The organism is Pseudoalteromonas sp. CR1, assembly GCF_019392235.1.
Taxonomy (GTDB): domain Bacteria; phylum Pseudomonadota; class Gammaproteobacteria; order Enterobacterales; family Alteromonadaceae; genus Pseudoalteromonas.
On sequence record NZ_JAHXRM010000002.1, the window covers coordinates 171,059 to 197,725 of the forward strand.

The 26,667-nt window shown below is 40.1% G+C and carries 17 protein-coding genes; 8 read left to right on the forward strand and 9 right to left on the reverse strand.

Going from position 1 to position 26,667, the window contains the following annotated elements; all coding sequences use genetic code 11:
- Nucleotides 1-36: 36 nt before the first annotated feature.
- The 3 genes from carB to dapB all read right to left on the reverse strand — a co-directional run bounded on the left by carB (nt 37) and on the right by dapB (nt 5,568).
- The gene (gene carB, locus KZZ04_RS03715; protein WP_219421858.1) at nt 37-3,255 is read right to left on the reverse strand and encodes a carbamoyl-phosphate synthase large subunit; all 3,219 of its coding nucleotides are present in this window, start codon (nt 3,253-3,255) and stop codon (nt 37-39) included.
- Between the two features lie 16 nt (nt 3,256-3,271).
- Entirely contained in the window at nt 3,272-4,408 is a 1,137-nt protein-coding gene (carA, locus tag KZZ04_RS03720; protein ID WP_219421859.1) for a glutamine-hydrolyzing carbamoyl-phosphate synthase small subunit, read from the reverse strand.
- A 362-nt stretch (nt 4,409-4,770) separates the two neighbouring features.
- Nucleotides 4,771-5,568, reverse strand: a complete 798-nt coding sequence (dapB, locus tag KZZ04_RS03725) for a 4-hydroxy-tetrahydrodipicolinate reductase (protein WP_058404328.1) — start codon at nt 5,566-5,568, stop codon at nt 4,771-4,773.
- 348 nt (nt 5,569-5,916) lie between these two features.
- Here dapB and KZZ04_RS03730 point away from each other — a divergent pair, with 348 nt between their 5' ends.
- From KZZ04_RS03730 to KZZ04_RS03740, 3 genes are all read left to right on the forward strand, one after another.
- The gene (locus tag KZZ04_RS03730; RefSeq protein WP_058404327.1) at nt 5,917-7,230 is read left to right on the forward strand and encodes a Na+/H+ antiporter NhaC family protein; all 1,314 of its coding nucleotides are present in this window, start codon (nt 5,917-5,919) and stop codon (nt 7,228-7,230) included.
- A 116-nt stretch (nt 7,231-7,346) separates the two neighbouring features.
- Complete coding sequence (locus tag KZZ04_RS03735) at nt 7,347-8,135, forward strand: nucleoside-binding protein (protein WP_138527913.1); 789 nt, start codon at nt 7,347-7,349, stop codon at nt 8,133-8,135.
- Nucleotides 8,136-8,287: 152 nt separating this feature from the next.
- A complete protein-coding gene (locus KZZ04_RS03740) occupies nt 8,288-9,304 on the forward strand; it encodes an alpha/beta fold hydrolase (RefSeq protein ID WP_138527915.1) in 1,017 nt (338 codons plus the stop codon).
- Between the two features lie 110 nt (nt 9,305-9,414).
- Here the strand turns inward: KZZ04_RS03740 and KZZ04_RS03745 are convergent, their stop codons facing one another.
- The gene (locus KZZ04_RS03745) at nt 9,415-10,212 is read right to left on the reverse strand and encodes a M48 family metallopeptidase (protein WP_058404325.1); all 798 of its coding nucleotides are present in this window, start codon (nt 10,210-10,212) and stop codon (nt 9,415-9,417) included.
- Nucleotides 10,213-10,392: 180 nt separating this feature from the next.
- Between KZZ04_RS03745 and KZZ04_RS03750 the strand changes: the two genes are divergently transcribed.
- Nucleotides 10,393-11,595 (forward strand): multidrug effflux MFS transporter, encoded by a 1,203-nt coding sequence (locus KZZ04_RS03750; protein WP_219421861.1) that lies wholly within the window; start codon nt 10,393-10,395, stop codon nt 11,593-11,595.
- A gap of 30 nt (nt 11,596-11,625) precedes the next feature.
- Here the strand turns inward: KZZ04_RS03750 and grpE are convergent, their stop codons facing one another.
- Together grpE and KZZ04_RS03760 are read right to left on the reverse strand one after the other, a co-directional pair.
- Entirely contained in the window at nt 11,626-12,240 is a 615-nt protein-coding gene (gene grpE, locus KZZ04_RS03755) for a nucleotide exchange factor GrpE (protein WP_219421863.1), read from the reverse strand.
- A gap of 58 nt (nt 12,241-12,298) precedes the next feature.
- The gene (locus KZZ04_RS03760) at nt 12,299-13,264 is read right to left on the reverse strand and encodes an HrcA family transcriptional regulator (RefSeq protein WP_058404322.1); all 966 of its coding nucleotides are present in this window, start codon (nt 13,262-13,264) and stop codon (nt 12,299-12,301) included.
- Between the two features lie 175 nt (nt 13,265-13,439).
- Here KZZ04_RS03760 and nadK point away from each other — a divergent pair, with 175 nt between their 5' ends.
- The 3 genes from nadK (at nt 13,440) to recN (ending at nt 16,709) form a co-directional block, all read left to right on the forward strand.
- Complete coding sequence (nadK, locus tag KZZ04_RS03765; protein ID WP_058404321.1) at nt 13,440-14,324, forward strand: NAD(+) kinase; 885 nt, start codon at nt 13,440-13,442, stop codon at nt 14,322-14,324.
- 78 nt (nt 14,325-14,402) lie between these two features.
- Nucleotides 14,403-14,960 carry a hypothetical protein gene (locus KZZ04_RS03770; protein WP_219421864.1) on the forward strand — a complete coding sequence of 186 codons (558 nt, stop codon included), beginning with the start codon at nt 14,403-14,405 and terminating at the stop codon, nt 14,958-14,960.
- A 75-nt stretch (nt 14,961-15,035) separates the two neighbouring features.
- Nucleotides 15,036-16,709, forward strand: coding sequence for a DNA repair protein RecN (gene recN, locus KZZ04_RS03775; RefSeq protein WP_219421865.1), 1,674 nt, complete (start codon nt 15,036-15,038; stop codon nt 16,707-16,709).
- Nucleotides 16,710-17,093: 384 nt separating this feature from the next.
- Here recN and KZZ04_RS03780 read toward each other — a convergent pair whose 3' ends face one another.
- The 3 genes from KZZ04_RS03780 to gltB all read right to left on the reverse strand — a co-directional run bounded on the left by KZZ04_RS03780 (nt 17,094) and on the right by gltB (nt 24,535).
- Nucleotides 17,094-18,116 (reverse strand): GGDEF domain-containing protein, encoded by a 1,023-nt coding sequence (locus KZZ04_RS03780; RefSeq protein WP_368735882.1) that lies wholly within the window; start codon nt 18,114-18,116, stop codon nt 17,094-17,096.
- 536 nt (nt 18,117-18,652) lie between these two features.
- Nucleotides 18,653-20,068: an FAD-dependent oxidoreductase gene (locus KZZ04_RS03785; protein ID WP_219421867.1), complete on the reverse strand. Its 1,416-nt coding sequence runs from the start codon at nt 20,066-20,068 to the stop codon at nt 18,653-18,655.
- A gap of 9 nt (nt 20,069-20,077) precedes the next feature.
- Entirely contained in the window at nt 20,078-24,535 is a 4,458-nt protein-coding gene (gene gltB / locus KZZ04_RS03790; protein ID WP_219421868.1) for a glutamate synthase large subunit, read from the reverse strand.
- An 878-nt stretch (nt 24,536-25,413) separates the two neighbouring features.
- On the opposite strand from gltB, the gene KZZ04_RS03795 reads away from it, so the two are divergent.
- The gene (locus tag KZZ04_RS03795; protein ID WP_058404315.1) at nt 25,414-26,667 is read left to right on the forward strand and encodes an efflux RND transporter periplasmic adaptor subunit; all 1,254 of its coding nucleotides are present in this window, start codon (nt 25,414-25,416) and stop codon (nt 26,665-26,667) included.

The window sequence follows — 26,667 nt, forward strand, 5'->3', positions numbered from 1 at the left end:
TAACACCAAGGCCTAATTAGGCCTTGGTACATTTCCTTAGTTCAATCGCAGGTGTAGCTCTTGAACTGACGCCACTTTACTGCGGTCATCTGCTTTATTAGCAGTACAGTTAGCGAATGCCGCGTTCAAGGTAGTCGTATAGTTGGTTTTATTTTGCAATGCACCACGACGTAACACCTTCGAATCTTCGATCGCTTGGCGACCTTCGGTGGTATTAACGATATAGCTGTATTCTTTATTCTTAATGTAATCAAGAATATGTGGACGACCTTCGTAAACTTTGTTTACGCGACGAACGTTAATACCCGCTTCTTCAAGCGCTTTGGCTGTACCACCTGTTGCATCTAATTCAAAACCTAACTCAGTCATGATTTTAGCTAATTCAACAATACGTGGCTTATCGCTATTACGAACAGATAATAACGCGCGACCACCGCGTGGTAAAGTATTGCTTGCACCTAATTGTGCTTTTGCGAATGCTTCGGCGAAAGTATCACCAACACCCATTACTTCACCTGTTGAGCGCATTTCTGGGCCACGTATAGGGTCTACACCTTGGAACTTAGCAAATGGTAAAACCACTTCTTTAACGCTGTAATAAGGTGGGATAATTTCTTTAGTAATGCCTTGGCTTGCTAAAGATTGACCCGCCATACAACGTGCAGCTACTTTTGCAAGCGCAACGCCGGTGGCTTTAGATACAAATGGCACCGTACGTGCAGCACGAGGGTTAACTTCAATTAAATACACTTTGCCATCTTTTACTGCAAACTGTGTATTCATCAAGCCCACAACACCTAGTTCAAGTGCCATATCGGTTACTTGCTTGCGCATAACGTCTTGCACTTCTTGAGATAAAGAATGCGCTGGTAATGAACAGGCAGAGTCACCAGAGTGGACACCGGCTTGCTCAATGTGTTCCATAATACCGCCAATGATTACTTGCTCGCCGTCACAAATTGCATCAACGTCAACTTCTATAGCGTTATCTAGGAAATGGTCTAACAGAACAGGCGCCTCGTTTGAGGCTTGAACCGCTTCAGTCATGTAACGACGTAAATCGTCTTCATCGTATACAATTTCCATTGCACGGCCACCTAATACGTATGATGGGCGAACAACCAGCGGGAAACCAATTTCAGCTGATTTTAAAATAGCTTCTTCAGTCGATGTAACCGTTGCGTTTTCTGGCTGCAGTAAATCTAAACGCTCAACAAGTTGCTGAAAACGCTCACGGTCTTCTGCACGATCAATTGCATCTGGCGAAGTACCAATCACTGGCACACCATTCGCCTCAAGCTCACGCGCTAATTTAAGTGGTGTTTGCCCACCGTACTGAACAATAACACCCTTTGGTTTTTCAACACGTACAATTTCAAGTACGTCTTCAAGGGTAATTGGTTCAAAGTAAAGTCGATCAGACGTATCGTAATCGGTAGAAACCGTTTCAGGGTTACAGTTAACCATGATTGTCTCGTAACCGTCGTCACGAAGTGCAAGCGCTGCATGTACACAACAGTAATCAAATTCAATACCTTGGCCGATACGGTTAGGACCGCCACCAATAACCATGATTTTGTCTTTGTCTGTTGGGTTTGCTTCACATTCTTCATCGTACGATGAATACATGTAAGCGGTGTCTGAGCTAAATTCTGCTGCACACGTATCTACACGCTTGTACACTGGCACAATGTTTAGTTGATGACGTTTTTTACGAATTTCGGCTTCAGATACACCTGCAATTTCAGCAATGCGTGGATCAGCAAACCCTTTACGTTTAAGCTTGCGTAAAAAATCTGCATTAAGACCAGCCATTCCGCCTTCAGCGATTTTTGCTTCGTCTTTTAAAATGTCTTCAATTTGAACTAAGAACCAGCGGTTAACTTTAGTTAGCTCATAAACATCTTCAACGCTCATACCGTGGCGCATTGCATCGGCAATGTACCAAATACGCTCAGCACCTGGCTCACGTAATTCACGGATGATTTTTTCTTTCGCTTTCGGGTCGTCAAGGGCAACTATTGGGTTAAAACCTGTTGCGCCTACTTCAAGGCCACGTAATGCTTTATGTAATGACTCTTGTTGGTTACGACCAATCGCCATTACTTCGCCCACTGATTTCATTTGCGTGGTTAAACGGTCGTTAGCACCGGCAAATTTTTCAAAGTTAAAACGAGGTATTTTGGTAACAACGTAATCGATTGACGGTTCAAAAGACGCTGGCGTTTTTCCACCCGTAATATCATTTTGAAGTTCGTCAAGCGTGTAACCTACAGCCAGTTTTGCTGCAATTTTAGCAATTGGGAAACCCGTTGCTTTAGAGGCTAGTGCAGATGAGCGTGATACACGTGGGTTCATTTCAATGATGACCATACGGCCGTCTTTTGGATTTATACCAAACTGTACGTTAGAACCACCGGTTTCAACACCAATTTCACGCAGTACTGCCATAGAGGCATTACGCATAATTTGGTATTCTTTGTCGGTTAATGTTTGTGCTGGCGCAACTGTGATTGAGTCGCCTGTATGCACACCCATAGGGTCAAAGTTTTCAATAGTACACACAATGATACAGTTGTCTTTTTTATCACGAACAACTTCTGTTTCGTACTCTTTCCAACCAATCAGTGATTCATCAATTAGTAATTCGTTAGTAGGCGATAAGTCTAAACCGCGCTCACATATTTCTTCAAACTCTTCCATGTTGTAAGCAACACCGCCACCGGTGCCACCCATGGTGAAAGAAGGACGAATGATACACGGTAAGCCGATACGGGTCATTGTATCTTTAGCTTCTTCCATTGAATGAGCAATTTCAGCACGAGGACATTCAAGACCAATGTTTTTCATTGCAGTGTCAAAGCGTTCACGGTTTTCGGCTTTGTCTATTGCATCAGCCGTTGCACCAATTAGCTCAACGCCATGCTTGGCCAATACACCGTGCTTGTCTAAATCAAGTGCACAGTTTAATGCTGTTTGACCACCCATTGTAGGGAGTACTGCATCTGGCTTTTCTTTTTCGATGATTTTTTCTACTACTTCCCAATGAATTGGTTCGATGTATGTTGCATCCGCCATTTCTGGGTCGGTCATAATCGTTGCTGGGTTTGAGTTAACGAGTATAACTCTATAGCCTTCTTCTCTGAGTGCTTTACACGCTTGTGCACCAGAGTAGTCAAATTCACAAGCTTGACCAATAACAATTGGGCCTGCGCCTAAGATAAGAATGCTTTTTATATCGGTACGTTTTGGCATTATTACTCCAGTTAAATTAGTGTTTACGCGCTTGCATCAAATCGATGAAGTGATCAAATAATGGGGCTGCATCGTGCGGACCTGGACTTGCCTCAGGGTGACCCTGAAAACTAAATGCGGGCTTATCTGTACGATGAATACCTTGCAGCGTGCCGTCAAACAATGACTTGTGTGTTGCACGAAGCGTGCTTGGCAAGCTTGATTCTTGAGCAGCAAAACCATGATTTTGTGCGGTAATCATCACAACATCGCGGTCAAGATCTTTAACTGGGTGGTTACCACCATGGTGGCCAAATTTCATTTTTTCTGTTTTAGCACCCGACGCAAGCGCTAATAATTGATGACCCAAACAAATACCAAAAATAGGCGTGTCGGTTTCTAAAAATGATTTGATAGCATCAATAGCATAGGTACACGGCTCAGGATCGCCAGGGCCATTAGATAAGAAAATACCATCGGGGTTTAATGCAAGTACATCAGCAGCACTGGTTTGTGCAGGTACTACGGTAAGTTTACAACCACGGTCAACAAGCATACGTAATATATTACGCTTAACACCGAAGTCGTAGGCTACAACATGAAACTTTTCATCGGCGGTATCTAAGGTTTTAAATCCCTCGCCTAATGCCCAGCTTGATTCGCGCCACTCAAAATTTTCCTTGGTTGAGACAACTTTTGCTAAATCCATGCCTTTTAAGCCTGGGAAGGCTTGCGCAGCTTGAAGCGCTTTTTGTTCGTCTAGTTCGTCACCTGCAATAATACAGCCATTTTGAGCGCCTTTATCGCGCAAAATGCGTGTTAGCTTTCGGGTGTCGATGTCCGCAATACCTAAGATATTACGTTCTTTCAAGTAATCGTCTAACGATTGCTCGTTACGAAAGTTACTTGCTAGCAGTGGCAAATCACGGATCACTAGGCCTTTAGCCCAAATTTGATTCGCTTCTTCGTCTTCGCTGTTGGTACCCGTATTACCGATATGTGGGTACGTCAAAGTTACGATTTGTTCCGCGTACGAAGGGTCAGTCAAAATTTCTTGATAACCAGTCATAGACGTATTGAATACCACTTCACCGACTGACATGCCGTCAGCGCCGATTGCAGTACCGCGAAACACTGTGCCGTCTTCTAGGACTAACAGAGCGGATTTAGTCAAGTTAAACCTCCTAACAGTAAAAAACGGGAGTAAGCAAATTGCCTAACACCCCGCCAATACCCAGAGGGATCGTAAAAACCAGATTTTGTATGAGATTAAATTGTTTTACGCAGTCTTAAATGAGGCCGATATAACCACTAAATCTTCAACATTTTTTCTTGCCTAAAACTCTTATCATTCCCACTGAACCCCTGATTTTACTAGCCACTTGGGTATAATTGGAAACACGCATTTAGTAATTTTTGGCAAATTGGCTGTATACTACATGATGTTGTGTTTTAGGTCTAACATTATTTGGTAAATCATAATAAATAAGTGCTTTTAGCTAAAATTAGACCCAAACACCCAAAATAGATACTAAACTACTTTAAATCGAGCACATCTTGCATGTCATAAAGTCCTGGTGGTTTATTTTGCAACCAGCCCGCAGCTCTTACAGCACCTAGTGCAAAGGTCATTCTTGAACTTGCTTTGTGCGTTAATTCAAGCCTTTCCCCCATTGTGGCAAAGTATGCGGTATGTTCACCTACTATGTCGCCTCCTCTTAGGACTGAATAACCAATTTCGTTTTGAGATTTTTCAGTTTCAACTTGGCTTCGATCATACACAGCAACCTCTTCGTGGTTCCACCCTTTTGCATCTGCAATTGACTCACCAATTGCCAGTGCGGTGCCCGATGGCGCATCGATTTTATGACGGTGATGCGCTTCAAATATTTCAATATCTAAATCGTCACCAAACTTTGTGGCTGCCGTTTTAACTAAATTCAATAACACATTTACGCCAACACTGTAGTTACGGGCAAACACAATAGGTATATGTTTAGCAGCATTTTCTAATAATGCCATGTCATCGGTCGTTAAGCCTGTAGTTCCAATAACTAATGGAAGGGATTGTTCAACTGCATGCTTTAAGTGGTTACGCATACCCTCTGGCAGGGTAAAATCAATTAAAACATCAACACTTTCGAGTGTGTTTTCGTCGCTAAAACAGACGTTTTTATCGGCAGCACTATTTACTTGGTTTACATTAACTCCAATTAGCGATGACCCACTGCGAACATAGGCACCTGTTAGTTGTGTTTGCTCTTTTATAGTTGCGGCTTCCAATAAAGCTAAACCCATTCTGCCGTTAGCACCAAAAACACCTATTCGAATCATCACTATGCCTTAATCTATTTTTGTTTAAACCGTAAACCGATCGTTTTATATATGTTGAGTGTATATATTGCTGAATTAACATCAATCACTGAAAGTAACTTACTTAGTAGATTTTATCTAAAAGTCATGTAATAGTCAGTCAAGCATTTAATAAAAGAATAATAACAATACCAGTTTACTTTAGCCATCTATACATTTAAACTTCTCTTTCGCGTCGATTTGGTCTTTGGCTTGCGGGCGCTGCATTGCTCTACTATTTGTTAGCTTTTAACAACCTAGTTAGACTTGCTAAATTCAGCTAAAAGAGGAATTTTTGGCTGTGGTAATTAATTGGTTTCGAGGATTATGATGCAGCCATCATTTAATAAAAATAAAGCAATACTTTCTTTACTACCCCTATTAACGTTTGTAGCCCTATTTTTAGGTTCAGGTTTATACCTGCAATCTCAAGGGGTTGATTATGCTTTTTATCAACTTCCAGCACCGGTGGCAATATTACCCGCCATTATGCTTGCCTTTATACTTAATAAAGGCTCTGTCAATCAGTGTGTCGAAACCTTTATAAAAGGGGCTGGGCATAACAACATTATTACTATGTGTTTAATTTACCTGCTTGCTGGTGCATTTTCCGCGGTAGCAAGTGCAACAGGTGGTGTTGACGCAGTCGTTAATGCCGGTTTATCACTAATACCGCCCGCTTTACTACTCCCTGGCTTATTTTTAATAGCCGCAGTTGTATCGACTGCCATGGGCACATCAATGGGTACTATTGGTGCAATTGGCCCAATTGCTTATGCGGTATCGATTAAAACAGGTATAGACCCTGCGCTTATGGCCGGTACTATTGTATCTGGTGCTATGTTTGGCGATAACTTGTCAATTATTTCAGACACCACAATTGCAGCTACGCGTACTCAAGGTTGTGAAATGAAAGATAAATTTAAAGAAAACCTCAAAATAGCGGTACCCGCTGCGGTTCTTACTATAGGTTTATTATTTTACCTTACTCCAGCAGCACAAGTGGTTGAGACACAAGATTACGACATTTGGTTAGTACTCCCTTATGCCTTTATTTTGGTTTTAGCTGTGGCAGGATTAAATGTATTTGTTGTGTTATTTAGCGGCATTATATTTGCTGCATTAATGGGCTTTACCGGTAGCTACGAAGGCTCGAGCTTTGTAAAAGACATTTATCAAGGCTTTACCGACATGCAGGAGATATTTTTACTCTCTATGTTTATTGGTGGTCTTTCTGAGTTTATTCGCATCAATGGTGGACTTGATTTTATTGCCCAAAAAATTCAAGCCATTACCAAAGTTATTGCAAAATGGCACCGCAAAGTAGCTGACCAACTTGGTATTGCAGCCCTTGTGATGACAAGTAACGTTTGTATTGCCAATAATACCGTTTCAATTATTGTAGCGGGACCTATTGCTAAAAAGTTAGCTGACGATGGCCAAATTAGTGGCAAACGCTCTGCAAGCCTACTTGATATTTTTGCCTGTGTAACTCAAGGGTCATTACCTTACGGAGCACAAGCACTATTACTTGGCGCTACGTTTAAAATTAGCCCATGGGAAGTCTCTACATCGTCTTATTACTGTTTCATTTTAGCATTTACCGCTATTGCAATAATTTGTTTACGTCGTAATAAAGCTTAAAAGCCTCCCCCTGTTGCAGCTTAAAAACAAGCTGCAACATATTACTCTACATATTAATCACGTTTGCTATAATGCGCGCCTTCGCGTGTCACTAAAATTATAGTTAAATACAGATTATGAAATTAAATAAATTACTTCCCTTTGTTTCCCTTACATCTATTGCGTTATCGTCTTCTGCTTTTGCCGCTAATTGGAGCAGCACAGCATTACACATTAACAATGGTGAGCAAAAAAACCCTTTTACTGAGCAAAAGTCTGATACGACTGTTTACTCTGTTCAGCATGCATCAGGTTACGATTACGGCGATAACTTCTTTTTTATCGATTACAGTAAAGACAATACAACTGACGGCTATCAAGACAGTGATTTTTACGGCGAGTGGTATTCAACCGTCAGCTTATCGGCGATCAGCGGTAAAAAAATTGGCACTGGTGCGTTATTAGATGTTGGCCTTACCGGCGGAATTAACGTAGCTGGCGATGCTAAAGTAATGAAATATTTACCGGGCGTTAAGTTAAGCTGGGATGTACCTGGGTTTAACTTTTTTCAAACAATTGTAACAGCTTACATTGACGACAGTGAAGGTGTCGCTAAAGGCGGTGCCCCCATAGAAACAAATAGCTGGATGTTTGATGTAGCTTTTGAGTACCCTTTTACCGTTGGCTCACAAAAATTTAGCTTTAAAGGCCACGCCGAGTATATTGCTGAACGAGAAGATGAATTTGGTAACGATGTAGAAGCATGGATACTCGCGCAACCTATTTTAGTGTGGGACATGGGTCATGCCCTTAAAATGCAAGAAAACACACTATTACTAGGCATGGAGCTTCAATACTGGCACAACAAGCTAGGTACTGAAGTGACAGAAACCGTTCCGCAAATTCATGTAGAGTGGACATTTTAAGCAATCACACTGCGTTAAAATTGCATAAAAAGGAGCTCTATTAAGCGCTCCTTTTTCTATACTATAAAACTATTTAATTGTACTCCTTTCAATACTTAGCTAATGTCGTACTTCTTTTAAACCTAGCGCTTGTCCTTTAACGCAGTAACAAAATGTCGCCAATTAAAGTTATGGGTTTTGCAGCCTTATTAGCATTAACGAATAATACGTTTGCAAGTAATGAAGTAAATACAGAGTCTCTTTCTTACGATGCACTTTTAAGCAGTTATCAGTATGACTTTGAGGTTAATTACTTTAATATTGAATCACAAAAGCAGTCTCTTAAAATGGCGTATATTTACCTAAAGCCTGCCAAAGAAAATATGCCTATAGTAACGCTTATGCACGGTAAAAACTTTAATGCCGATTATTGGACGACTACAGCGCAGTACTTACAATCACTAGGCTTTGGCGTGTTAATCCCTGATCAAATTGGCTTTGGTAAATCATCTAAACCCACTGATTATCAGTACTCTTTTGCAGCACTTGCACACCATACGCAAGCATTAATGAGCTCACTAAACATACAAAGTTCGATAGTTCTTGGGCACTCTATGGGCGGTATGTTGGCAAGTCGCTTTGCATTAATGTATCCCAACACAACAACCAAGCTGATTTTGCTTAATCCAATAGGGCTTGAAAACTACTTGCACTATGTTGAATATAAAGATACCAACTTTTTCTATAAAAATGAGCTTAACAAAACACCCGAAGGTGTAAAAAAATATCAGCAAAAAAATTATTATAATGGTAAGTGGAACGCCACATATTCAGCATTAACACACTTTATTACAGGGCAAATACAAGGACCCGATAAAGAGCAAATAGCGTGGGTTAACGCTAAAACGTACGATATGATTTTCACCCAACCGGTAATTACAGAATTTAAAGACCTTACTATGCCAGTTAAGTTGATTATTGGCACCCGCGATAGAACAGGACCTGGCCGTAATTGGAAGAAAGACGGTGTGACCTATGAGCTTGGCCGTTACGATGAGTTAGGCAAGAACGCCGCATCGCTTATTCCTAATGCTAAATTATATGAGCTTGATAATTTAGGGCACTTGCCGCAGATAGAAGATTTTGAGCGCTTTAAAACTGTATTTAAAGAAGCACTCGCCGCTGAATAACTGCATATAACCGATAAAATAAAACCCCTGAAAGTAACATACTTTCAGGGGTTTTATTTTATTAGCGCATCAACACTATAATCCACTACTTCATACAGTTATTAACTTAACTAAAGTGTACACTGTGGCCTTTTCCCTTGAGAGTTTGCACTATTTTGCTTACTTAATGCTTTTGTCATTTGCGACTGCAAATTTGCAATACGGCTCGTTGGTGCTGGGTGAGTAGACAAAAATTCCGGCGTTGCACCACTTCCCGCTTGGCTCATATTTTGCCAAAGCGTTACAGACTCTTTAGGATTAAACCCTGCTTGCGCCATAAGTTCTAAACCTATGGTGTCGGCCTCTGATTCATGTGAGCGGCTAAACGGTAAAACCACACCATATTGAGCGCCCAAGCCCAGCCCTTGCATAATTTCATTGCGGTATTGCACGTTACCCATTTCTAGCGCAACACTCCCCAATTGCATTCCCGTGCTTAACAATGAACTTTGTGACACACGTTCATTAGAGTGTTCTGCAATTACGTGCCCTACTTCATGCCCTAAAACGGTAGCTACTTGATCTTGATTAGTCGCTATTTTAAGCAACCCAGTGTGGACACCAATATAACCGCCAGGCAAAGCAAAGGCATTTGCTGAGTCATCTTCAAACACGACCACTTCCCAGTTTTGAGACGCATACTCATTAGGTAGAACGGCAATTACTTTATTAGCAATACAATTTACATATGTATTGGTTTTTGGATCTTTATTAATTGGCTGATTTTTTTTCATGTCAGCAAAACTCGCCGTACCCATTTCACTCATTTGCTGATCTGAATAAAGCGCTATTTGAGTACGCCCTGTTGGCGATGTTTTACACCCAGCTAAAACAGCCGTTGCTATTAGTGCCAATACCAATTTTTTCATTGTATTACCTTAAGTCATTTATACTGCAATTAGGATAGCAAACACAGTGCCAGTTTAAAATCATTGGTTTAAGTGAAGTGCTTTGCGATGAAGTAAGTAACCTACCAGCTAAACTAAGTTTATACATATACAATGCCCTGCTACACTATAGCCCTTGTTTTAGTTACCTTGAGTTTATGTATGGGCGCCTCGTCTACGTCTTTTAATACCCGTATTTTATTGCCTTTATTAGCCAGTATTGTTGCTATTACGCCCCTTGCAATTGATATGTACTTACCCGCAATGTTGGTCATTGCGAATAATTTACAAACAAGTATGCCAAACGTACAAATATCGCTCAGCATTTATTTAGCAGGTTACTCGTTAGGCATGTTGTTTTTTGGCCCAATAGCGGATCAAATTGGCCGTCGAAAACTGGCTAAAATTGGTTTAACGTTATTTGGGTTAACCTCTACCGCGTTAGCATTTACAACAGAGATCCATACTTTTTGGGCACTAAGAGCAGTACAAGCCTTTACTGGCGCTGCAGCTACGGTGGTTGTGCCAGGGATAATAAGGCATATTTATCAGCAAAACACGGCAAAAGGTATGTCGTATGTATCGATGATCATGATGGTTGCACCATTAATAGCACCATCTGTGGGCTCATTTATTTTAGGATTTTCGGTTTGGTCTACCATATTTTTAGTATTAGCGGCTTATAGCTTTATAATCCTTGTGTTTGTGCAAATATATTTAATTGATATACCTATTCATACCAGCGAAAAGAAAGGCTTAGCACTGTTTTTTGACAGTTATAAAACTGTTTTGAGTAATACCGATGCACGCGCAGATATTTTAAGCTCAATGTTTGTCTCGTTTGGCTTTTTTTGCTTTTTAACCTCAGTGCCTTTTATTTATTTAGACTTATACAAAGTGTCGGAGCAAGTGTTTGGGGTACTATTTGCCTTTAACGTAATGGCATTGATGTTTGGTAACTTTTTAAATACACGCATTGTGCCCCGTATCGGTTCACGCAAAATGTTATATATTGGCTTGGTGTGCGGTTTTATATCAGGGCTATGCCTTTTAACTTTTAGTATTTTGCATTTATCGCTTTACTATATAGTCGCTGCAATCGCACCATTAATGATGAGTTTAGGCGTAACTGCCAGTAATGCCGATTCGTTAATACTCATGAAATTTGAAAAAAACACCGGCACAGCGACTGCCGTGATTGGTACGCTTAGGTTTGGCAGCGGTGCCTTGGTGGGTCCTATTCTTGCTGTTATGCATGCTCAAAGCTCGGTGCCATTTTCTAGCCTCATGTTTAGCGCCGTGCTACTGACTATATTAGTGCAGATAATTCATTATAAAAAAGACAAAAAAAATGCCTCAATTTGAGGCATTTTTTAAATTTTATAAAGAGCTAAATTAAGCATCACCTGCTTTTGAAACCATTACCATAGCTGGGCGTAATAAACGTCCATTTAATGTGTAGCCTTTTTGCATTACTGCCAATACAGTATTAGGTGTTACATCGTTGCTTGGCTGAATTGACATTGCTTGATGGAACTCTGGGTTAAATTGCTCGCCTTGTGGGTTAACAATTTCAACGCCAAATTTAGCAACAGCATCGTTAAAGCTTTTAACCGTCATATCAATACCTTCAAGCAGCGGCTTTAACGTTTCGTTTTCTTTATCAGAAAACTCAATAGCGCGCTCAAGGTTATCAATTACAGGTAGTAATTCGTTTGCAAACTTTTCTAATGCAAATTTGTGTGCTTTTTCTACATCTTGTGCAGCACGACGTCGAATGTTATCAACGTCGGCAGCGGCACGTATAACACCGTCTTTTTGATCTGCAATAGTTTGCTTAGCAGCTTCTAGCTCTGCGTAAAGCATCGCAATTTCAGCTTCAGGGCTTTGCTCTTGATCTGCTTCGTGTTGCTCTGCAGCTTCTACCGCTGCTTCAACGTCAGCTTCCATTTGAGCTACTTCTTCGTTTAGTTCTACTTCTTGCTCTGGGTTTTGTGTCTGCTCAGACATAAAATACGTGCTCCAATTCTTTTCAACTGCGGTAATTATGGGGATTGAATAAAAAGATTCAAGAGTTTGATGTCTCAATTAATTTAAATTCTTGGATTATTTGTTCTATTTGCGCTGATTTTGGGCAAATGATACAAAAGCGGCTTTGGTATTCTTGATTTTGAAAGTACGGGACGCTGATGGTTATTAAATCATTACACTCACTAAACGGAAGCTTCTTACCGCTGATCACCGATACACCATTTTTAAATGCCAGCGCGTCTTCAACAAAGTTCAAAAACGACACCCCAATATTTAAACTCTTTTCACAATTTATTTTTTTATAGAGGTAGTTTTCACCTACAACGATACTGTTGTCTGAGCCTAATTTTTGACTTAGCTGTCGTGTCCACTGAGTGAGCGAGTCGTGACAGTTTTTAGGCGCGGTGTTTGCCATTGCTTGCATTCTGTACAAGCCTTCCATCAATGTTTGTTGGCTAAACACTGTATTTAACCATGTTGCAAATTGGTACCGAACCGTATCTGAGGCATCATGTGGCTTATCAATACAAATATTATGACTTTGCCCTGCTCGATCGATCAGTAAAATAAGCCAATCAGTAGAATCAAAATCAAGTACCTCGACTCTAAATACATGCTGTGAGCTCACTTGCGGTAAACCAACACAACAACACACTTGGTATTTTTGACTCAAGCCATGTGCTAATTCAACTAGCTGGGCTTGTTCTGGCTGCCAGTAGTTAGCAATATCTGATAACGGAAAAAACTCATCAAACCAATAATTAAACCCTTCATCTGTAGGGACACGTCCTGCAGAAGTATGAGGTGAATACAATAAACCCACTTTTTCAAGACGGGCCATTGCATTACGAACGGTTGCTGAACACACAGCCATGCTTTTTAGCTTAGCAATTTTTGTTGATGGAACGGGCAACCCCTCACCATTACAGTACATGTTCATTACAGCTGAGAATATTTGCTGATCGCGCGGGTTTAGTTTCATGTTATCTACATCTTGTTGCATGAAACTAATATCGGGGCATTTAATGTTATTTCAAGTCATACGTGCTTTTGTTAAGCAATATAAAACAAAAAAAATTAAACTAAATTGAATCAAACTCATTTAGTGAAAATCTGTATTTTCAAACACTTTGCTTTTGAGTTACTCTACAATTATTAAAACTTATTGTGTGCAGACTATGGATTCTCCTTTCAAAACTATTGGCCTTATTGGCAAACCAAATCATCCGAAAGCTGCTGCAACGCTGCAGCGCTTGCATACATTTTTACTGGCACTTGGTTTTGAAGTTATTGTTGAAAAGCGAACTGGTGGGCAATTAGTCGATGTGCCCAAAGAAAACCTTGTCAAACTAGTCGATTTGGGCGAACACGCTGACCTTGCAATCGTTGTGGGTGGTGATGGTAATATGTTGGGAGCAGCGCGTGTACTTGCTCGTTTCAACATTGCTGTAATTGGCGTTAACCGAGGAAACCTCGGCTTTTTAACCGACTTAGATCCTGAAGGCTTTGAAGCTAGCCTCGAACATGTTCTGAGTGGCCAGTTTATAGAAGAAAACCGCTTTTTATTGGAAGTAGAAGTCTATCGCCACAATGAATTGAAAAGTGCAAATTTAGCGGTAAACGAAGCTGTATTGCATGCCGATAAAGTGGCCCACATGATTGAGTTTGAGGCATTTATTAATAGCGACTTTGTATTCTCTCAGCGCTCTGATGGGTTAATTGTATCTACACCAACGGGCTCAACTGCTTACTCGCTTTCTGGTGGCGGTCCAATATTAACGCCTGAATTAAATGCAATATCTTTAGTACCTATGTTTCCACACACGCTATCAAGTCGACCTTTAGTTGTCGACGCCGATAACGAAGTAAGGCTAAAACTTAGCTTAGACAATACAGACAGTTTGCAAGTCAGTTGCGACAGCCACGTTGTGCTCGCCGTTTTACCCGGTGACGAAGTGGTAATAAAAAAAGCGGATAAAAAATTGCGGTTAATTCATCCAAAAAACTACTCTTACTACAACGTTTTACGTACAAAATTAAATTGGGGCAGCCGTTTATACTAATTTTATTGCTAAAGGTTTATCTTTAGCGCAAAATGCAGCTTATAACAACAATACACCAATTTTTAGGAACAAATAGCAATGACATATGTCGTATTTTTTGCTTTGCTACTGTTAATTACCCTTTTAGCAACCTACTTAAAAATAGAAAGCAATCGACGCAAAGCAATCGAAGCTCAAAAAAAACAATTTAATGAACGAGTGTCGCAAGTTGGCGGACGCCTAAAGTCAAAATTAAATGAATTAGTAGAGGTGAAAATTCTTCGTCCTAAATACGCACCGCGAATTCAAGCAATAGTGTCTAACTTTTTTGTCGTTCAAAAACACACGGACGAGAATTTACAAACCCTTGAAGATGTATCTGACCTATTAATCAATACACTATCTAACGAATTAACCAAAGCTAACCAAATTGGCAATGGCCAAAGTTTGGAGGAAAACATCCAGTACTTTGTGTCTGAACTTCCGCAGCAAGGTATTTCGTATAACAAAACGTTTTACTCAGAGGCATTACCAAACCTTATCGAATTAATAAAAACGAATGACACACCACAACCCCTTGATAATACAGAAAATGAATACACCCCAGAAAGTCAAGACTCGAACAACCAGCTCAATCAACATGCTAATATGGCCTAAATAATCAAAAATTAATTTGCAAAAAAGCTAAACACTGTATAAATTACCAGTTAATTGACTGGATGGATAAACAGTATGTTAGTTGGTTTAGAAATTAAAAATTTTGCGATAGTTAGTAACTTAAGCACTGAGTGGCAAAATGGCATGACTGCCATTACCGGTGAAACAGGCGCTGGTAAGTCTATTGCTATTGATGCACTTTCATTATGTCTTGGAGAGCGTGCTGAGGCCTCTGCGGTAAGACCTTCTGCAGACAAAGCCGAGGTATGCGCTCAATTTGATATAAGCGCACTCCCGCTAGCTCAAGCATTTTTGGAACAACACTTTCTCACTAGTACTGATAACGATTGCTTACTCAGACGTGTTGTATGCAAGAACGGCAGGAGCAAAAGTTATATTAACGGAAGCTCAGTGACTGCATCTCAGCTTAAAGAACTTGGTCAGTACTTAATCTCTATACATGGACAACACGCCCATCAACACCTTTTAAAAGCAGAACATCAATTACATCTTCTTGATGCATATGCTGGCCACCAGGCGCTGGTTACCAAAGTTAGTGAAAGTTATAAACAATTTGCTAGCCTTCAAAAAGAATTTAAACATTTAGAACAGCAACAACAGCAACAAGCAGCACAAAAGCAACTGCTAGAATACCAAGTGGCAGAGCTTGACGACTTTAACTTACAAGCAGGTGAGTTTGAACAAGTTGAGGCTGAGCATTACAAGTTAAGTAACAGCCAAACAATTTTAGAGTCATGTCAAAAAGAGCTCCAATACCTGTATGAAGGCGAAGAGCAAAGTGCGTGTTCTGTATTACAGCACAGTGCACAGCAATTTGCAGATTTAGCGCAATATGATGAAAACTTAGCCAGTGTCGCTACAATGTTAGAAGAAGCGGCTGTTCAGGTTGAAGAAGCTAGCAGAGAAATCCGTAACTATACAGAACAGGTTGATTTAGACCCTGCGCGTTTAACTGAAATAGAAAACAGGTTAAGTGGCGCAATGGATTTAGCCCGCAAGCACCATATAAAACCGCAGGCATTAGTTGAATTTCATCAGTCAATTTCACAAGAGCTAGAGTCTATTAGTAATAATAGTTCGCGGTTGGAGCAACTTGACTCTGAAATAAACGATGCATTACTTAACTACAAGCAAGCAAGTGAAGCGCTAAGTATTAGTCGCAGAGGGTATGCTAACACCTTAAACACCTTAATAAGTGAAAGCATGGCAAATCTATCCATGGAAAATGGTGTATTTGAGATTTCACTTATTGAAGAGCCAGAACGAGCACCCAACATTTTGGGCCATGATAGTGTTTCGTTTTTAGTGTCGACCAACCCTGGACAGCCCCTTCAACCTCTAGCTAAGGTAGCATCTGGTGGTGAGCTTTCACGTATTAGCCTAGCTATTCAGGTGATTATTGCCCAAAAAGTAACAACACCAACATTAATATTTGATGAGGTAGACGTAGGCATTTCTGGGCCTACTGCCTCTGCAGTTGGCAAACTATTAAGGCAACTTGGTAAGTCTACTCAGGTGATTTGTGTAACCCATTTACCGCAGGTTGCAAGTAGTGCACATCAGCAATTTTTTGTAGCAAAAGAAATTGCTAAAGGTGAAACATTTACCAACATGTTGGCACTAACAAAAGACGGTAGGGTCGACGAAATAGCAAGATTACTTGGCGGTGACAATATAAGTAAAACAGCAAAAGCGAACGCAAAAGAGTTAATAAAAGCGCATGTTTAAATTAAAGCTAATTAACTGCATAACATGATTTCAATTTTAAATAAGGCGTTTTATGTTAAGTGATTCTGCTTTAACTTTTATGATTATAAGCTGGCTGCTAGTTTTAATTAGTATAGTGCTAACCCTATTTAGCCGCTATAAACACACACAATTTAAACAACACTTGATGGTTTTTTTAAATATTACCTTGCTTACTCAAATAACTTTAAGCATTTACAATTTAACTAGTAACCAAAATGATAACTTAAATAATTTCATTGTTAGTTGTACATGTGTTTTGCTGGCTCAAATACTGTGTAATGTATTTTGTTATATGAGTTTAAAAAGGCGAATTGCTAAGGTAAAGCCAACGCTTGATTCATTCTCAATGGAATAGCAATAAAGCTACTCGGAGCAAGTTCTGTTTTTACCTTGCTCTTTTGCTTTATAAAGCAATTCATCTGCGCGCTTGATATCGATATCTATAGAATCACTTTCACGGGATTGAACAACCCCCATACTTATCGTCAAGCTCAAGCTCTGAGAAGATGTATCAACCGGAAATTGTTTTAACGCAGCATGAATTTTATTTGCGATTTCTTCACCCTTTGCATTAAATACATGCGGAATGGCAATCAAAAATTCTTCCCCGCCCCAGCGAGATGCTACGGCATTATTTGGAATATGTTGGTTTAAAATATTTGCTAGGTGAATAAGGGCTTCATCACCAAAGCTATGCCCGTATTCATCGTTAACTTTTTTAAAGTTGTCTACATCGCACAAAATAAGTACAAACGGTGTTTGCTCTTTGGTGAGAGCTAATTTAAATTCTTTTAACTTATTCATGGTGTAGCGCCGGTTAGGTAAACCCGTTAGAGGATCAATCGTCGCTAACAATTCATTTTTTTTACTTAGTGCTAATATTTTTTGATTATATTTTTCCCTTGAGTTTTCATAAAAACCACTCAACATTGCAACAATAATAAATGAGAACAAAATTCGATAAGGGAACTGACTCGGTTGGTAGTCATAAAAGCTGAAAGTATGAGCGCAATAAAAGGCCAAAACTACAGCGAGTAAAAATAATAAAATATCAAAAATACCGCGTCTTAAACCTCTAATTGAAAACGTAACTGGCGAAACGATAAAAATCCAAATAGGGCCAGTTCCCTGCGCGCCTCCAGTTAAAACCAGGTAAATCATCAATGCATATAAGTTATAAAGTATTGCACTGGCTGATTTTTCTACCGATTTATAAATACTCAATGCCCACGCATAAATAAATGAGGAACACAGTAAGGTAAAAAATAAGAAATAATCGCTGTTGGAATAGGCTATGCAAGCCATCACAAAAGTAGCAATAAAGCCTATTGATGAAAAAAACCTAACTATCAGTTTTCTTTCTGGTTTGTTTGAATATTCATGCATAGTAAGCGCGATTTTTCTTTTATTATTGAATTAATTTTCAGCAAGGCTGCTACTAATTTTTCTTAGTAACATTCAATACTCTCCTTTTTCAGCAGTTAAATCAAGATTAAAGTATTACTCATGAAAAATTAATACTGGTACCTTTTAAGCGAATTATAACTTTATGAATTTTAAAACTACGCATTAGTATATTTTGTTCACACAACCAAATTATTATCGATAACTAAAATAGTTAAAGTTAAAAATAAGTGATACTTATACCAATTTGCTTAATTAAGTGATCTATTTAGAGGCTAGGGAAAAGTGTTGATACTCGACAATAAATTCGCTATTTATCTGTTCTCAGCGCTTGTTCCTGCATAGCTCTACCTTCTGCATCCATGCAGTCGTAAATAAGATTTTTTAACGCAATTAGCAACACCTTTAGCCCCGCAAAATGATTAAGTATTATTGCGGATTGATATTAATTAGTTAAAGGCACAAAAAAGCAAGCCACATGGCTTGCTTTTGGATGATGGATTACTGGGCTAATTAAGTTAAACTTTTAAATAATCCATAATGCCTTCAGCTGCATTGCGTCCTTCAAAAATAGCCGTTACTACTAAATCCGAACCACGCACTATATCGCCTCCGGCAAATATTTTAGGGTTAGTTGTTTGATGTGTGAATTCGCCTTGCTCTGGTGCATTAATACCGCCCCAGTGATTTATTTCTACATCATACTTTTCTAACCAGTCCATTTTGTGTGGCTTAAAACCAAACGCCATGATCACTTGCGTTGCGTCAATTATATGCTCTGAACCGGCTACCTCTTCTGCGCGGCTACGACCATTCCCATCAGGCTCACCCAGTTTAGTTTTAACCATTTTTACGCCTGCAACATGGCCATTATCGTCTAGAACAATACCTTTAGGTTGGACATTATATGTAAATATAACCCCTTCCTCTTTGGCATTTTTAACTTCACGCTTAGAGCCCGGCATATTTTCTTCATCACGGCGGTACGCACACGTTACCTTTGCGGCACCCTGTCGTATAGAGGTTCTCACACAGTCCATGGCAGTATCGCCACCACCTAATACAACTACCTTCTGGTTTGCCATATCAATATAGGCTTGATTCGTTTCATCGTAGCCCATAACACGATTAGTATTACCGATTAAAAACGGCAACGCATCGTGAACACCCGATGCATCTTCATTTTCAAGCCCTGCGCGCATGCTTTGATACGTACCCACGCCCAAAAATACTGCATCATAGTCAGCTAAAATATCATCCATAGTGATATCAACACCTACTTCAACATTCAGCTTAAACTCTACGCCCATTTCAGTGAAAATCTCACGGCGTTTTTGCATTACTTCTTTTTCAAGTTTGAAAGATGGAATACCAAATGTGAGTAGTCCACCAATTTCTGGGTGACGATCGAACACGACAGGTTTAACACCATTTCGAACTAAAATATCTGCACAACCTAAACCCGCTGGGCCTGCACCAATAATAGCCACTTTTTTATCCGTCCATGTCACGTAAGACATGTCTGGCTTCCAACCCATTTTAAACGCCGTATCGGTAATATATTTTTCAATATTACCTATCGTTACGGCACCAAACTCTTCATCAAGCGTACATGAGCCTTCACACAAGCGGTCTTGCGGACAAACTCGCCCACACACTTCAGGTAAGCTATTTGTTCGATGAGAAAGCTCTGCGGCTTCTAATATACGCCCTGTGCGTATTAATTTTAGCCACTGTGGAATGTAGTTATGTACCGGACATTTCCATTCACAGTATGGGTTACCACAATCCAAGCAACGATCCGCTTGAGAGTTAACCTGATTTTCTGAAAAGGGTTCGTAAATTTCTACAAATGATTTTTTACGTGACGAAATTGGTTTTTTGCGTGGGTCTACACGCTGCACGTCTATAAATTGATATACATTTTCGCTCATACTGCCCCCTTATTGCGCCTGAACACGTAATTCGGCACTACTGCGAGCGCGGTGCCCGAGTAAACTTTTTACGTCACTTGATTTAGGTTTTACTAATTTAAACATAGGTAAGTAGAGCTCAAAATTAGCTAAGATGCTTTCCGCTCTGCATGAGCCAGTTAGCTCTAAATGCTCAGCGATTAAGCCACGTAAATGCTCTTGGTGTGACGTTAATGCTTCTAATGTCACAACTTCGACAAGCTCTGGGTTTATGCGTTTTTCAAAGTCGTTACGCTCATCTAACACATATGCAAAACCACCCGTCATCCCTGCCCCAAAGTTAACGCCAACATTACCAAGCACACACACTACACCACCGGTCATGTATTCACAGCCGTTATCTCCAACGCCTTCAACCACGGCTTGAACGCCTGAGTTGCGTACTGCGAAGCGCTCGCCTGCGCACCCTGCAGCAAACAATTTACCACCCGTTGCACCGTATAGACACGTGTTACCAATGATCGTTGCTTTATGACTTTCAAATGATGAGCCCACAGGTGGACGTACTACCAGCTTACCACCAGCCATGCCTTTACCAACGTAGTCATTAGCGTCACCAACGAGGGTCATTTCAAGGCCACCTGCATTCCAAACACCAAACGATTGACCCGCCGTGCCATGTAGCTCAATGGCAACAGGATCGGCGGCCATACCTTGGTTACCGTGTTTATCAGCAATATAGCCTGATAACATTGCGCCAACTGATCTGTCTGTATTACAAATTCGGCTTACTAATGAAATCCCACTTGAAGCATCTATCGCTTCTTGCGCCTTTCCTAATAGGCTCTCGTTCAGCTCACCTAGATAGTGTGAACTATTGGGTGCGCTACAAAACAGTGTTTCGCCTGTTGGATTATTTGGCTGTGCAATAACAGCAGATAAATCTATCTTTTTCTGTTTAGCTGTCTTGCCTTCAATTGCTTCAAGTAAATCAAGACGACCAATTAAATCAGTTAAGTTTGCAACCCCTAAGCTTGCCATAATTTCACGCGCTTCTTGTGCAATAAACTTAAAGTAGTTCATCGCCATTTCAGGTAAGCCGTGGTAATGCTTTTGACGAAGTGTTTCGTCTTGCGTTGCTACACCGGTCGCGCAGTTATTTAAATGACAAATACGTAAGTATTTACACCCTAACGCCACCATAGGCCCTGTACCAAAACCAAAGCTTTCAGCACCCAAAATAGCGGCTTTAATAATATCTAAACCTGTTTTTAAACCACCATCAGTTTGTAAACGAATGCGATGGCGAAGACCATTTTCAACAAGAGCTTGCTGGGTTTCAGCTAGGCCTAATTCCCATGGGCTGCCTGCATATTTTACAGATGTAAGCGGGCTTGCGCCTGTGCCACCGTCATAGCCCGATATAGTAATTAAATCGGCATACGCTTTAGCTACACCCGTTGCGATAGTGCCAACACCAGGTTCCGAAACGAGTTTTACTGATACAAGTGCTTTTGGATTAACTTGTTTTAAATCAAAAATTAGCTGAGCTAAATCTTCAATTGAGTAAATATCGTGATGTGGTGGCGGTGATATTAACGTCACGCCAGGTACCGAATAGCGAAGTTTAGCAATGTAAGGTGTTACTTTTTCACCTGGAAGTTGTCCACCTTCACCAGGTTTTGCACCTTGCGCGACTTTTATTTGTATTACATCTGCGCTACGTAAATAATGCGGTGTAACACCAAATCGACCTGAAGCCACTTGCTTAATACGTGAATTTTTCTCTGTTCCGTAACGAAGTTTATCTTCACCACCTTCACCTGAATTTGAACAGCCACCTAAGCGATTCATTGCAATTGCTAGCGCTTCATGAGCCTCAGGCGATAACGCACCAATACTCATTGCAGCTGAATCAAAGCGTTTGTAAAGTGCTTCTGCAGGCTCTACATCATCAATGCTAATCCCATTTTCTGGTAATTTAAGTGCCAGCATGTCGCGCAAAGTTGAAATCGGGCGATTGTTAACAAGCTTTGCATACTCGTTGTAATCTTTATATTCACCAGAGCGAACTGCTACTTGCAGCGTTTGAATTACATCTGGGTTATAGGCATGGTATTCACCACCATGTACATATTTAAATAAACCGCCGTGACTAAGTAACTTACGCTTGCTTAGTGCTAGCTTATGTAGGCTTTGTTGGTCGTCATCAAAGTCTGTAAAACATGCACCTTTGATGCGGCTAGCCACACCTTTAAAACACATATCAACAACCGCATCAGATAAACCCACTGCCTCAAATAACATTGAGCAACGGTAAGAAGCGACTGTACTAATACCCATTTTAGACATTATTTTGTATAAACCTTTGTTTACCGCTTTACGATAAGCAAGGGTTACCTCGCAATAAGATTTATCAATGACTTTGCTGTCGCTCATCGCAACTAACGACTCATACGCTAGGTATGGGTAAATAGCGGTTGCCCCAAAACCAAGCAGCACAGCGAACTGATGCGGGTCTCTTACACTTCCTGTTTCAATTATGATGTTTGATTCACAACGTAAGTTGTTATCAACTAAACACTTTTGTACAGCACCTACGGCCATAGCAGCAGGGATAGGTAGGTTTACATCATCAAAATTACGGTCAGTTAAAATAAGCATGATTGAGCCGGCAGCTGCTTTTTCTTTTGCTTTATCGCAAATGCGTTTAACTGCGTTTTCTAAGCCTTCCTCAACAGTGTAAGTAATATCAATTTTACAATAGCTGTAGTGCGCTTCATCTGCGTTAAGTAGCTGCTGCATGTCTGCATACATCAAAATTGGAGTATCAAACTGTAAGCGCTTAGCGTGGCCTGTTGTTTCGTTAAACACATTTTGCTCGCTACCAATACACGTAGCCAAAGACATCACATGATTTTCGCGCAGGGGATCAATTGGCGGATTAGTGACTTGTGCAAATTTTTGACGAAAATAATCATAAAGTGAACGATGCCCTTCGCTCAATACTGCAAAAGGCGTGTCATCACCCATAGAACCGGTTGCTTCTTGCCCGTTTTCACCCATTACACGAATAACGCTATCCAACTCTTCGTTGGTGTAACCAAACATTTTTTGATATTTAGCTAACGTTTCGTCGTCAAATGAACGGTTGCCTGCATCTTGCTCTTTTAACTCTTCAAAAGGGGTTAAACGCTTAACATTTTCTTCAAGCCACGACTTATAAGGATGGCGAGACTTTAAATCTTGATCTATTTCATCTGAATGCCAAATTTTACCCAACTTGGTATCTATGACGAGTAATTCACCTGGACCAACCCGGCCTTTTTCAACCACTTCATCGGCTGTGTAATCCCAAATACCTACTTCAGAAGCCAGGGTAATAAAACCATCTTGTGTGATTACATAACGCGCAGGACGCAGACCATTTCGGTCTAAGTTACAGGCTGCAAAACGACCATCTGACATAACAATACCCGCTGGGCCATCCCAGGGTTCCATATGCATGGAGTTAAAATCATAAAAAGCACGTAAATCGTCGTCCATGGCACGGTTTTTTTGCCATGCCGGTGGCACAAGCATGCGCATTGCACGGAATAAATCCATGCCACCCGCTAAAAATAGCTCTAACATGTTATCGAGGCTTGACGAATCTGAGCCAGTTTCATTAACAAATGGCGCCGCGCTTTGTAAATCTGGAATAAGTGGCGACGAAAATTTGTACGAACGAGCACGAGCCCACTGACGATTACCTTCGATGGTGTTAATTTCACCATTATGCGCTAAATAGCGAAAAGGTTGAGCTAGTGGCCAACGAGGCTGTGTGTTTGTTGAAAAGCGCTGATGAAAAACACAGATTGCGCTGGTCATACGGATGTCAGCTAAGTCTAAATAAAAATTAGGCAAATCAGCAGGCATCATAAGGCCTTTATAGATAGTCACTAACCCGGATAAACTTGCAATATAAAATGATTCATCGTCTGCTAAACGTTTTTCAGCACGACGGCGCGCTACGTATAAGCGACGCTCTAAGTCTTTTGAACGCCAACCTTCGGGCGCGCTTACAAAAATTTGTTCAAAACCAGGTAGCTGTTGCACCGCAATTGGACCTAGCATTGATGGATCGGTAGGCACTTCGCGCCAACCTAGAATATTTAGCGTTTCTTTTTCTAATTCTTCGCTAAGAACTTGCTTTGCAGTTTGTGCTAAAACAGGATCTGAATTTAAAAAGATCATGCCAACTGCATAGTTTTTACCAAGGTGCCAATTATGCTCACTTGCAATAGCACGGAAAAAACTATCTGGCTTTTGCAAAAGTAAACCACAGCCATCGCCTGTTTTACCATCAGCAGATATACCGCCGCGGTGTTGCATACGATCCAACCCTGTAATAGCAGTACGAATAAGCCGGTGACTAGCCTGACCATTAACTTGGGCAATTAAGCCAAAGCCACAATTTTCTTTCTCTAATTTCGAGTCGTATAACATAGACCCCTCCCCTTGCTGCACTGTTAGCGTTAATGAACTGCTCGACGATTTGCTAACAGCCGGTCAAAACTAGCCTCTATATTAAATAGAGTCAACAGTAATTTGAATACATATTCACATTCTTGAATATTTCTCACTTCATAGCAAGATTTCTTTTTTATCATTTTTATTAACATTTAGCGGTGTTTTCACCGTTATTTTTTCATGACACTGGTGTCAAGTTTAACATTTTGTAAAAATAGCCATAAATAAAAACACAGTTTACGTAAACGTAAACCTCAGCATTAGTGAATAAATATTCAAGTAAAGGGTTTTAATAAAGTGCTCGGATTATGCAAATAATATTATCCCCTTTCATTAACGTATTATAAAAGGGGTAAATAAAGGCAGAATTATGTTCTTTATTACTCATTCAGCTTAATAATTATCATTTAATGACTAAATACCTTGATTAATTATTCGCAAACAGAAGAAAACTTTATCAGGCAAGACTTGAATCTCATCCTTCTATTTAATCGCCTGAGAAGCTTACCTTTAAACACGCTTACATTTTTGATTTCACTGAAGCGCCTACGTTATTGGTTACCAAGTACCCGTAACAAATTACTTACTCTTTATATATTGCTTTTAAGGTGTCCGCAGCGGACACATAAAGTGTCCGCGGACGTATCATTTTAAAAAATAAATTATCAAGCTATTTAATATCAATAACTTAACTTTTGGCATGCTAATCGTATAGTGTAATTTAGTCATTATTATTTGGAAGAATTATGTTCACTTTAAGCTTGTTTTTACTCTCGCCTATGGCCGCTATTTTTGCAGCATCACTTTATGTCATGTTTGAAAAAAATATAAATTCATTTAGCTAAGGTTCAATAATGATTAAAGACACCAGTGCTCAAGACATACAAGTTAATAAACCTGCAAACTATAAAAAACGTCTTCTTTTAATTATCGCTGCGTTATTACTTATTATTTCTGCTGTTTATGGCGTTATGTCAGGCTCTGATGCAACCAGCTCATTTAGTAGAGAAAGGGTGCAAATAGCAAAAGTAGAAATTAAAACGCTTGTCCGTGACGTAGCCGCAAGTGGAAAAATCGTTGCCGCCAACGCGCCAAGTATTTACAGCCCAGAGCGAGGCTTTGTTAGCTTGCACGTTAAAGCCGGCGATACCGTTACCAAAGGCGACGAGCTCGCTTTACTTCATAGCCCTGAACTTACTAATGAATTAAAACAACAACAATCTGTTCTGCAACGATTAGAAGGTGAACTTAAGAGGCAACACTTACAATCAAGAAGAGATACTTTAACTCTTACAAAAACACTCGATATGGCCAGTGTAGAATTAAACGCAGCACAAAGAGAAAATCGCCGCGCAAAGCTATCAATTAAAAAGCATTTAATTAGTCAAATAGACCTTGAAAAAGCAATAGATGACTTATCACGAGCACAACTTACTTATAAACACGCACAACAAGAAGTAGCGCTTGCTAAAGATACACTCGCATTTGAATTGCAAGCCGCTAAAAGTGATGTAGAACGCCAGCAGCTTATTGTTGATGATTTACATAGAAAAGTAAGTGAGCTGTCAATTAGAGCAACAGTTACAGGTATTGTTGGTAATTTGCTTGTGCAACAAAAAGCAGCGGTTACACAAAGTCAGCCTTTAATGACACTGGTTGATTTAAGTCATTTTGAAGCGCAATTACAGGTGCCAGAAAGTTATGCAAACGAACTAGGGTTAGGGATGGACGTAGAGCTTAAATTAGGAAACGAAACAATAATGGGCGTGCTATCAGCTATATCGCCTGAAGTTAATAATCGTGAAGTAACCACACGGGTTCGTTTTGCAGGCAACAGCAATAATATTCGTCAAAATCAACGTTTGACTGCTCGCATTTTGCTCGACAATCGCCAAAATGTGCTGCAAGTGCAGCGAGGAGCCTTTATGCAACAAGGTGGCATTGTTGCTTATAAAATAGACGACAACGTTGCAAGGCGTGTACCTATAACCGTAGGTGCCACCAGCATTAATGCTGTAGAGGTTTTAACCGGCTTAAATGAAAATGACGAAATAATAATTTCTAGCTACAACCAATTTAATCAAGCAGATACGCTTTTACTAAATTAA

Excerpts from the sequence above, each read along its gene's own strand:
- carB (WP_219421858.1), bottom strand. The coding sequence starts at position 3,255 with ATGCCAAAACGTACCGATATAAAAAGCATTCTTATCTTAGGCGCAGGC.
- dapB (WP_058404328.1), bottom strand. The coding sequence starts at position 5,568 with ATGATTCGAATAGGTGTTTTTGGTGCTAACGGCAGAATGGGTTTAGCT.
- KZZ04_RS03730 (WP_058404327.1), top strand. The coding sequence starts at position 5,917 with ATGCAGCCATCATTTAATAAAAATAAAGCAATACTTTCTTTACTACCC.
- KZZ04_RS03735 (WP_138527913.1), top strand. The coding sequence starts at position 7,347 with ATGAAATTAAATAAATTACTTCCCTTTGTTTCCCTTACATCTATTGCG.
- KZZ04_RS03740 (WP_138527915.1), top strand. The coding sequence starts at position 8,288 with ATGTCGCCAATTAAAGTTATGGGTTTTGCAGCCTTATTAGCATTAACG.
- KZZ04_RS03745 (WP_058404325.1), bottom strand. The coding sequence starts at position 10,212 with ATGAAAAAATTGGTATTGGCACTAATAGCAACGGCTGTTTTAGCTGGG.
- KZZ04_RS03750 (WP_219421861.1), top strand. The coding sequence starts at position 10,393 with ATGGGCGCCTCGTCTACGTCTTTTAATACCCGTATTTTATTGCCTTTA.
- grpE (WP_219421863.1), bottom strand. The coding sequence starts at position 12,240 with ATGTCTGAGCAGACACAAAACCCAGAGCAAGAAGTAGAACTAAACGAA.
- KZZ04_RS03760 (WP_058404322.1), bottom strand. The coding sequence starts at position 13,264 with ATGCAACAAGATGTAGATAACATGAAACTAAACCCGCGCGATCAGCAA.
- nadK (WP_058404321.1), top strand. The coding sequence starts at position 13,440 with ATGGATTCTCCTTTCAAAACTATTGGCCTTATTGGCAAACCAAATCAT.
- KZZ04_RS03770 (WP_219421864.1), top strand. The coding sequence starts at position 14,403 with ATGACATATGTCGTATTTTTTGCTTTGCTACTGTTAATTACCCTTTTA.
- recN (WP_219421865.1), top strand. The coding sequence starts at position 15,036 with ATGTTAGTTGGTTTAGAAATTAAAAATTTTGCGATAGTTAGTAACTTA.
- KZZ04_RS03780 (WP_368735882.1), bottom strand. The coding sequence starts at position 18,116 with ATGCATGAATATTCAAACAAACCAGAAAGAAAACTGATAGTTAGGTTT.
- KZZ04_RS03785 (WP_219421867.1), bottom strand. The coding sequence starts at position 20,068 with ATGAGCGAAAATGTATATCAATTTATAGACGTGCAGCGTGTAGACCCA.
- gltB (WP_219421868.1), bottom strand. The coding sequence starts at position 24,535 with ATGTTATACGACTCGAAATTAGAGAAAGAAAATTGTGGCTTTGGCTTA.
- KZZ04_RS03795 (WP_058404315.1), top strand. The coding sequence starts at position 25,414 with ATGATTAAAGACACCAGTGCTCAAGACATACAAGTTAATAAACCTGCA.